The 2,360-nt window shown below is 70.6% G+C and carries 2 protein-coding genes; one reads left to right on the top strand and one right to left on the bottom strand.

What is annotated here, in order from left to right; translation table 11 throughout:
• Nucleotides 1–110: 110 nt before the first annotated feature.
• The gene (locus ND748_RS30145) at nucleotides 111–1,331 is read right to left on the bottom strand and encodes an acyl-CoA dehydrogenase family protein (RefSeq protein ID WP_251749617.1); all 1,221 of its coding nucleotides are present in this window, start codon (nucleotides 1,329–1,331) and stop codon (nucleotides 111–113) included.
• A gap of 565 nt (nucleotides 1,332–1,896) precedes the next feature.
• Between ND748_RS30145 and ND748_RS30140 the strand changes: the two genes are divergently transcribed.
• Nucleotides 1,897–2,319: a molybdopterin-binding protein gene (locus tag ND748_RS30140; protein ID WP_251749615.1), complete on the top strand. Its 423-nt coding sequence runs from the start codon at nucleotides 1,897–1,899 to the stop codon at nucleotides 2,317–2,319.
• Nucleotides 2,320–2,360 lie beyond the last annotated feature (41 nt).

The following is a 2,360-nucleotide window of genomic DNA, read 5'->3' as shown; positions in this document are numbered from 1 at the left end:
GACGGACGGGCGCCGACGGGCGGACGGGCGCCGACGGGCGGACGGTGGCCGCGAGAGCCGGCGGTGGCCGCGTCCGGATCCGGACGTCGTGCCGGCCGGCGGGCTCGCGGTCAACGCCGCATCAGCAGCGAGCCGCCCAGCAGGTAGGCGCCGACCATCTCGAAGTTCATCGGCGACAGGGTGATGTGCGCGGCCGCGCTGTGGACGTCGCGCAGGCAGCGGTCGAGGCGTCCGCCGGCGCCCAGCGCGCGGGTGCCGGCCATGCTGTGCAGGCTGTCCACGGCCTTGACCGTGTTCTCGCCGACGGTGGCAGCGGCCAGTCTGATCAGCGCGGACAGCTCCTCCCCGCCGATCAGGCAGCGCAGGCTGGCATGGTTGGCGGCGTCCTCCAGCAGCAGCTCGGCGGAGCGGACCAACGCGGCGGCGCGGGCGAGGCCGGCCTGGACGGTGTGGCTCGAGCCCAGGGTCTGCGTCCCCCGCGCGGGGACCGTGCCCACGGCGATGCCGGGGAAGGCGCTCAGCGCATCCTGGGCGATGCCGAGGATCGTCGACGCCGTGGTGAACGGCCCGAAGTCGTAGTAGGCGATGGGGTAGCCGCGGGAGGGGCGGGCGGCCGGTGGCCGACGCAGCAGCCCGCCGTCGACGGTGAACTCCTCGGGCACGAACTGGTCGTCGACGGTGAAGCTGACACTGCCCGTCCCCCGCAGGCCCGTCGTGAACCAGTCGTCGTCGAAGCGGACCGCGTCGGCCGGCACGAACAGCATCCGGGTCCGCGCGGTCGCCGCCAGCACGGGATCGCCTTCCGCGGGATCGCCTTCCGCGGGGGCGCCGGCGGGGGGGTCCAACTCGGTGACCAGGGAGGCACAGACCAGCCAGTCGGCGTGCGTGGATCCGCTCGCGAAGGACCAGCGGCCCCGCAGCCGGTAGCCGCCGGGTACCGGCTCGGCCTGACCGGACGGGTTGATCCCACCGACCACGAGCCCGTCGCTGTCCTGGAAGAGCTGGCCGGCGACCTGCTCGGGCAGGTAGTCCGACATCCGGGAGATGACCCCCTGCACCCCCATCTGCCAGGCGACCGAGGCGTCGACGCGGGCGAGGGCCTGCAGGACGGCGGAGCCGGTCCGGACGCTGACTCCGCCGCCGCCGAAGGACGGGGACACCCACATGCGGTGAATGTTCTGGTCCCTCAGCGCGGCGATGACGGCGGCCGGCGTCACCCTTTCCCGCTCGGCCTGTTCGCGGTGGCGGACCAGGACGGGAGTGACCTTCTCGACTCGCGAGAGCCACTCGGTCGTCTCCTCGTGGGAGTGTGCGGAGCCGCTCCAGGACACGTCAGATACCTACTCTGCTCGGAATTCGCGTCGGACCTGCGGGCAAAGGCCGGGACGGAAGTGCCGGTAGGCTCTTGACCGACAGGTTTCCGGCTCTTTGCGGGGACGGGCGGCCGGTTGTCATTCTTGTTGACAGCTCGATACGCCCCGGCGCCGGGTGGTCCACAGGTGGTGGGCGCCGGGGGGCCGCCCGCGGCCGTGGGACCCGTGACGAGGCGGTGCGCCGCGGTTATAGCGGCGCTGAGCTGCGCGGACATCCGCCGCCCCTTCCTTGCCGGGGGCAGGCGACCGCGGGTTGCGGCCACCCTGCGGCCCGGCGTTCAGCCGCATCTACGGTTAGATACTAGCAATTTGAACGCAGATGCGGACTGGTGCGGGAAGAAGGGTCCGTTAGTGCGGACCGGTTGGCCGGGTCGGACGGTCCGATAGGCCTCGGTGTGACCCGACTGCCCGGGGGTATTCGCCGGTCGCAGCGTTGCTCGAACGGCCGGAAGACGGCCGCGTGACTCGGGTAACACCGTCGTCATGCAACTCGTCCGATACATGAGCTAGATAAGGTCGATTCATGATCCTTAGTATTCGTAACCGATTCACCGGAATTATTACCGAGATAGTCAGCGGCTCGGTCATGGGAACCGTCACCATGGAGATTCCCGGCGGCCAAACGCTCGCGGCCACGGTCACGATGGACGCGATCAAGGATCTCGGTATCGGCATCGGCACCGCCGTGGAGGCGCTCATCAAGTCAACCGACATCGCGGTGGCGACCACCGAGGTGTCGGGACTGAGTATCCGGAACAAGCTGTCGGGCACGCTTGTCGGCCTCGACTCCGGCGGTGCGATGTCAGTCGCGCGGATCAAGGTCGGCAAGGACGTGGAGCTCACGGCAGCGATCACCCGGGCGGCGGCCGAGGAGCTCAAGCTCGAGCCCGGCACGCCGGTCACCGCGCTGATCAAGTCCACCGAGGTCTCCTTCTCCGCGGTCTGACGCACCCGCGGCGCCGACGGGCGCATCCGCCGGTCGGCGCG

Source organism: Frankia sp. AiPs1, from assembly GCF_023716945.1.
In the GTDB taxonomy this organism is placed as follows: domain Bacteria; phylum Actinomycetota; class Actinomycetes; order Frankiales; family Frankiaceae; genus Frankia.
The sequence above is the reverse complement of the archived record's forward strand: the minus strand, read 5'-3'. Positions and strand labels throughout refer to the sequence as shown.